This is a genomic window from Oleiphilus sp. HI0123, from assembly GCF_001635315.1.
In genome coordinates, this window is the sequence record NZ_LWGE01001209.1 from 1 (window position 1) to 6,696 (window position 6,696).

Annotated in this window: 6 protein-coding genes; 1 reads left to right on the forward strand and 5 read right to left on the reverse strand. The window is 46.0% G+C overall.

Annotated elements, in window-relative coordinates:
- A partial coding sequence (locus tag A3761_RS13655) for a DUF4158 domain-containing protein (RefSeq protein ID WP_156491842.1) occupies positions 1–346 on the reverse strand: 346 nt, incomplete at its 3' end.
- A gap of 105 nt (positions 347–451) precedes the next feature.
- Here A3761_RS13655 and A3761_RS13660 point away from each other — a divergent pair.
- The gene (locus tag A3761_RS13660) at positions 452–841 is read left to right on the forward strand and encodes a hypothetical protein (protein WP_068509196.1); all 390 of its coding nucleotides are present in this window, start codon (positions 452–454) and stop codon (positions 839–841) included.
- A gap of 18 nt (positions 842–859) precedes the next feature.
- On the opposite strand, the gene rsmA is transcribed toward A3761_RS13660, so the two are convergent.
- From rsmA to A3761_RS13680, 4 genes are all read right to left on the reverse strand, one after another.
- Positions 860–1,663, reverse strand: coding sequence for a 16S rRNA (adenine(1518)-N(6)/adenine(1519)-N(6))-dimethyltransferase RsmA (gene rsmA / locus A3761_RS13665; protein WP_068511087.1), 804 nt, complete (start codon positions 1,661–1,663; stop codon positions 860–862).
- 42 nt (positions 1,664–1,705) lie between these two features.
- Entirely contained in the window at positions 1,706–2,698 is a 993-nt protein-coding gene (gene pdxA, locus A3761_RS13670) for a 4-hydroxythreonine-4-phosphate dehydrogenase PdxA (protein ID WP_197470102.1), read from the reverse strand.
- Between the two features lie 2 nt (positions 2,699–2,700).
- Positions 2,701–3,987 carry a peptidylprolyl isomerase gene (locus tag A3761_RS13675; protein WP_068750351.1) on the reverse strand — a complete coding sequence of 429 codons (1,287 nt, stop codon included), beginning with the start codon at positions 3,985–3,987 and terminating at the stop codon, positions 2,701–2,703.
- Positions 3,988–4,082: 95 nt separating this feature from the next.
- Positions 4,083–6,335 (reverse strand): LPS-assembly protein LptD, encoded by a 2,253-nt coding sequence (locus tag A3761_RS13680; protein ID WP_068553418.1) that lies wholly within the window; start codon positions 6,333–6,335, stop codon positions 4,083–4,085.
- Positions 6,336–6,696: the final 361 nt, after the last annotated feature.

Consider the following 6,696-nt stretch of genomic DNA (forward strand, 5'->3'; position numbering starts at 1 on the left):
CTCCAGCAATTGATAAAACACGCTCATAGATGCGGGATTTTTGGTCCGCTTTCAAACTAAAGCGCCGAAACTTGAGGTCTTTAAAGTGAAATCGCGCAATAAATGCCAAGTCATCCTGCATGGATTTATAACTCGGGTTGAGCAGGATCGGTTTGCATTTGAAGTAGCCCAACAATGCAACGGCAACACAACGGTACTTGCGTTGCCGTATTCTGGATAGCTCCGCAAGTTCTTTATCATTTAGCGCGAAGTAAAACCGCTGATAAGACTCGTTGAAGGAAGGAACGCTGTATAAATCCTCGATTTCCGCGGCAGTGAGAATTGATAGCCGTTTGTCTCTGCTCATTCTTTGACCTAAAGGTCAAAGAAGATAACAAATTTTTGGTGAATTAGAAATTAATAGCCCTCTACAGGCCACGGCAGACGGGAGCTTCAGAGGGTTTTGCGATATATGGAGGCAAAATCCCTAGGACCCCAAGATGGGGGCATTACAGATTATGCTTTTGACTTACCTTTGTTGCCTAAAGATGGTTTTGTTCTGTTTCCACACTTTGCGAATATTCCGGTGCCGGGCTGGTTTGACAAGGGCTGGATCAATCAATATCGACCTTGGCGAAAACCGAGCAAAGCAAACTACGCCAAGACGATTATGCTGGTGCCATCAGAAGAATTTGTGGCCAGCCTGCCTTATAAGAAAATCCCTGATCGTCATGACTTCTTGAATCTAAGTGACCAAGAGCGAATAAGCTACTGGCGAAAGGTAGTGGCGCAAACAGAGGTCTTAACAGATGACCTGGCTACGATGCATTGGCAATCAAGAGTTGAGCCTCTGCCTTGGTAAGGCTTAGAGAGCTAGTTCTTAGTACTTTTTCCAATTCGCTAACTGAGTAAACTGTTCCACCGTCAGGTTCTCTGGTCGCAGCCCTGCATCGATATTCAAATCCTCAAGTGCTTCAGGTTCTACTGCGCCGCTGAGCGCATTACGTAGAGTTTTACGACGCTTAGTGAAGGCTGTGCGTACAATATGCTGAAGACGCTCTACCGATTCAACAGGATAAGGAAGCGTAGCATGCGGAACCAGGCGGACAATGGCTGACTCAACTTTTGGTGCCGGGTCAAATGATTCAGGGCCGACAATAAACAGTGGTTGAACACGGCAATAGTACTGAGTCATGATACCCAAGCGGCCATAGTGTGAAGTGCTCGGTGCTGCAGCCATACGCTCTACTACTTCTTTTTGTAGCATAAAATGCATGTCTTTCAGGTTAGTAATGCTTTCCAGCAAATGAAAGATGAGCGGTGTTGATATGTTATAAGGCAGGTTGCCGACGATTCTTAACTTATGTTCGTCATCTGCCAGTTGATCAAAGTCGAACTTCAAGGCATCTGATTCGTGAATGACGAAGTCGGGATAGTTAAAGAATTTTGTGCGCAGGATAGGGATCAAGTCACGATCAAGCTCTACGACTTGGAGATTTCCTTCGCTTGCCTCAAGCAAGGGTTCAGTAAGCGCACCAAGACCAGGCCCAATCTCTACCAAACGATCATCAGGTTGGGGGTTGATGCCGCTAATGATTCGGCTGATGACTGCGTCGTCATGAAGAAAGTTTTGACCAAAGCGCTTACGAGCCTGGTGACCTGCTTTCTGATTGTGTTTAGCCATCTTGCCTGCCTTCTCTTGAATTTTGGGTGTTAAACTGTTTGTTTAGCCTTGAGCGGACGCCATTTGCAAAGCGATATCTACGGCCGTTTTCAAACTACCGACATCTGCTTGCCCGCTGCCAGCGAGATCTAGTGCTGTGCCATGGTCTACTGAAGTACGGATGATCGGCAGGCCGAGCGTAATATTGACCGACTCACCAAAGCCATCGAACTTTAACACAGGTAGGCCCTGATCGTGATACATGGCCAGTACTGCATCGGCTTCTTCTAAGTATTTTTTATTGAATAAGGTATCGGCAGGTAAGGGGCCTAGTAATTCTGCCTGGCTCTTAAAGCTTGCCATAACAGGCGCAATAATATCGATTTCTTCCCTGCCCATATGGCCGTTTTCACCTGCATGAGGGTTTAAGCCTGCCACGAGAATACGTGGTTGCTTGATACCAAACTTGCTCTTCAGGTCGTCAATGAGAATCTGAATGACCTGTTTCAGGTTGTCAGGGGTAATATTACGACTAACTTCTGCTAAAGGAAGATGAGTCGTTGCTAGTGCCACTTTCATACGAGGGCTTGCTAGCATCATCACAACTTTACTAACGCCGCATCGCATTTGCAGGTGTTCGGTGTGCCCTGTGAAAGCAGTACCCGAGTCATTGATGATGCCTTTGTGTAAGGGGGCAGTAACCAAGGCATCGGCACGACCTGATGAGCAAGCATCAATCGCCTGGTCAAGGCATTCAACGACATAGGAGGCGTTGGCCACATTGAGCTGACCGGCTTGGCAAGGGCGAGCGAGCGAGACGTGTTGAATATATAGCCCAGGTTCATTTTGCCGAGAATACTCCTGCCAATCTTTTACTGAGAAGCCAAGATTCAAGAGTGCCGCCCGTTCTTCCATCATTTGCTTATCAGCAAAAATAAGCAGTGAACAGGCTAGCTCGCTTTGCGCTAGTTGAATGACTAATTCAGGGCCAATACCGGCTGGCTCACCAGGCGTGAGTGCCAGTACAGGAGGGGCGTTAGAAATATTCTCGGCCATGCTTAGGATTCTTCTGCAAACTCTTCTTTAATTTCGATATAAGCTTCGCCCTTTATTTCGAGCAGCCAGTTGGATAGCTCCTCTTCAAATTTGCGGCGATGTAGGGTTTGCTGAGCCTGGTTATTCTGAATCAACTCTGCCATATCTTTCACGCGTCGCTCTGTTACTTGAAGGATGTGCCAGCCAAATTGAGAACGGAAAGGCTCACTTAACTCGCCTACGTTTGTCTGAGTCATTGTTTGTTCAAAAGCAGGAACCATTTGACCAGGATTAACCCAATCAAGATTACCACCATCAATAGCGGAAGCCGGGTCATCTGAATTGGACTTGGCTATGGCAGCAAAGTCGTCTCCACCCAGTAGGCGTTCGTGAAGTTTGTAGATGATTTCTTTTGCTTCTTCTTCAGTTCTAATCTCGCTTGGTGAAATCAGAATATGTCTGACTTGCGATTGCTCAATTAGCTTTTCCTGACCACCGCGTTTATCTAGCACGGTAACAATGTGGAAGCCACTTCCGGTACGAATAAGTGATGAGGGCTCCTGAATGGCCAAACTGGGTATGATGTCAGCTGCGATAGTTGGTAGCTCACTTTCTTTACGCCAGCCAATTACACCGCCTTCAAGTGCTTGGCGACCGTCAGATTGCGCAACAGCCGTTTTCTGGAAATCTTCACCTGCCTTGAGTTCTTTAAGAATGTTGTTTGCTTTATCTAGCGCTACTCTTTCTTGTTCTTTATCTGCTGATTCAGGGAGTGCGATTAAGATATGGCCAATCAAGTACTCAAGGCCAGATTGTGTTCGACCTTCTTTTGAGGCTAAGAATGCTTGAACCTCTTGCTCGGTGACTCTTACGCGTTGGTCAACCTGTCTTTTTTGAACTCTGGAGATGACCATTTCCCGGTGTATTTGTTCACGAGCACTGGCGTAGGTGTCGCCTTCTAGCTCAAGTTGCGCTTCAAACTGAGAGAGCGTCATGTTATTCGAACGAGCGATATTCTCTAGAGTGGTATTAAGCTGGGCATCACCAATACGAATACCGGTACGATTTGCCATTTGTAGCTGGATGCTTTCAAGAATTAATTGATCAAGCACACGCTGTCGCATAACTGACAACGAGGGAAGAGGGGTATTCTGGCGCTGTAAGCGTTTAGTGATCGAGTTTACACGTTGGGCTAGCTCAGACTGCATCACGATATCGTCATCGACAATGGCGATGACTTTGTCTAGAAGTACTGCATTTGGCCTCAGTTCAGGTCTAGAGTTTTCTTCAGCATGAGCCACAGAGGCCATACAGCTAAGTCCTAGTAGGGTGCTAAATAATAGGCTCAGAATTGAAGGTGATTTTTTGTGGGTGTGAGTAAACATCGCCATAACTATAAATAACTCTAATTTAAAATTTCTTCTCGGGCCGCATAGCCCGGAATATGTTGATCCATTCTACGGGTACTTTGTCCAAAACCGCCAACACCACTTAGTTGAAAACGGAACAAAAACCCATGTAAGACTTCGCTATCACTATCTAGATAAGATTGACTTAGCAATTGAACGCGCCAGCAGCAGCTACTATATTCAATGCCTGCAAGCGAACCAATGCTGCGCTCTTCCTCAAGGTCGTAACGAAGACGGCCTATTAGACTGGTTTGAGGATAAATAGGCGCAATAAAAGAGGTGTCGATTTGCTCTAGCTCACCCTGGATATAGCGATGGCTGAAATTCAGCACATGACGGTAGTCTTGACTGTGTAAGTGCAAACTCGTATTGCCTTCCTGGGTCTGGTTGTTTCTGGCATCCCATAAACCACTCGTTGCCAGCTCTACACCTGGATAGGGACGGAAGATAAACTCGGTCGCCAGCAGGGAGTCTTTGCGGTCGGCCTCTCCAACGCCATTTATGCCAACTTCGCGATCATCGTAGTGGTAAACCTGGCCAATGCTGACAATAGCTTTCTCTTGCCCAGTTTGCATGTCGGTCCAACGATTGGTGATACCTATCGTCAGGCTGTTATTGTCACCGACTCGATCACCGCCACTAAAGCGATAGGGACTAAACAGTCGCTGATAGTTGAAGCTAGGTAAGGTACTGTCGAAATTAGGAAGAGCATCTTGGTCTACGCTCTTGGCATTCACATAGTAAGCTCGTGGTTCCAAGCTGTGGCGAATCGTGGATGACTTGAAGAATTGGCTTTCACTGAATAAAGAACTTCGGTCGAAGAATAAAGCCGCATCAAGTTCATAAATTGGAATGGTGCGAGAGATATTATTGTCGACAGGCGTATAATCTTCAAGAAAGTAGTCGGTATGGTCGATACTTACAGATGGGCTGATATAGCCCCAGCTCTTAGATAAAGGCAATGATACCTTGGGCTGGTGTCGAACGCGTGAGCCTATAATACGTTCATCCCCGACGAGACCTTCCTGGTCACGATAGAAGTAGACATATTGGCTGTGCCAGTCGAGTTGCAGTTGTTTGTAGATAGAACCGAATTGATAATTTAGTTCAGGTAAGCGTTGATAAGCTTGTTCGCTTGCCAGCAGTGTTTCATCGATACTTTTGTATTGCTGCATCAAGAAGCTGAATCGCCAGTTATCCTCTGAATAATGGAGTTCAGCCCTTCGATCAAGGTTATCACTTCGGTTTATATTCAGCCCCTGGTTCAAATCATCCAGGTAGTCAAAGTCGCTGATCTGGCTATATTTGAGCGTGCCATACCAGCCGTCATGATGCGCATTGATATCCTGACTAAAGCTGAGGCCCCAGCGAGCGTCCGTGTCATCTGGGCCGATTGCTTTCTGCTCGCTATTATAGAACTTGTCTTTGCTGATGTAGCCTAAGTTGAGCTCGCTATTGGTATAAGTGCTAGCATGCCGAAGTTCTAGATCGGAATGTACCCCTCTGCCATGAACATAGCTGGGCGTAAACGTCGCATCGTAGTCGGGCGCTAAGTTAAAATAATAGGGGGTCGATAGAAATATGCCGTTCTCTGTATTTGAGGTACCGAATGAAGGATATAAGAAGCCCGACTTACGGCGGTCATCGATCGGAAACGAAAACCAGGGAATGTACATCACAGGCGTATCTTTAATCAGAAAACGGGTGTTTTTTGCTTGGCCGAAGCCTTCTTCTCTATTGAGAGAAATGTTTTCTGCAGCGAAGGCCCAGTCTCTTTTCTCGGGCGGACAGCTGGTAAATAAGCCATCATGAATGAGCAGCGTATTTTCGTCTGCCCGTGTTATTTCTGAAGCTTTGCCGTTAATTGAAGTTTTGGGGTTCGAGAAGCTGGCATTGATGACCGAAACTCTATCGCTGGTCATATTTACCGTTGCGCTGTCACCTTTTAGTATCAGATCGGGGCTGCTTAGTACGATGTCGCCTTTAAGTTCAGCTGTCTGGCTAATTTTGTTAATGGATGCTTCATTACTTTGAGCATGGTAAGGCCCGTGAGTAAATTCGATATCGCCCTTAAGCTCCAGGTTTTCATCAGGAAGGTAGTTAACTTCCTTGGCGTGAATCACAATACCTTCTTCAGGCTTAACCGGTTTTTCTGATGTCAGCTCTGTTGAAGGTGACGCAGACTTTGCTGATGAGCATGCCTCTGTTGTTAGCGAACTATTATCATTTGCCCAGACAGATGCGCTCATGCTTAACATTAAAGGCACTGCTCTTATGAAGATGCGCTTTGATGGAGCTTTAAATGGCGATAATGTTGGCAATGCAGAGATCCAGTATGAGTAGCGAGAGGGTTAGCTAGTTTAATGAACAAACCTAGTTGCGAATAATAAACGCTGCCAGGAGGGATGTCATTTAACTTTTGTTGAGACTCAAAGCCAGTCGCTTGGATTTATTCTCTCATTTTTTTAATTCGCTAAGTTTTGCTGCGCACATATAATTTGATTAGGATAGCCGCAGCGAATGAAGGTCATGCCTTTCTTAGTCATATACACTGACGCATACATAGCCAAAGCGATAAAGTCTTATTCAACTCAATAGAAGAAAACACAT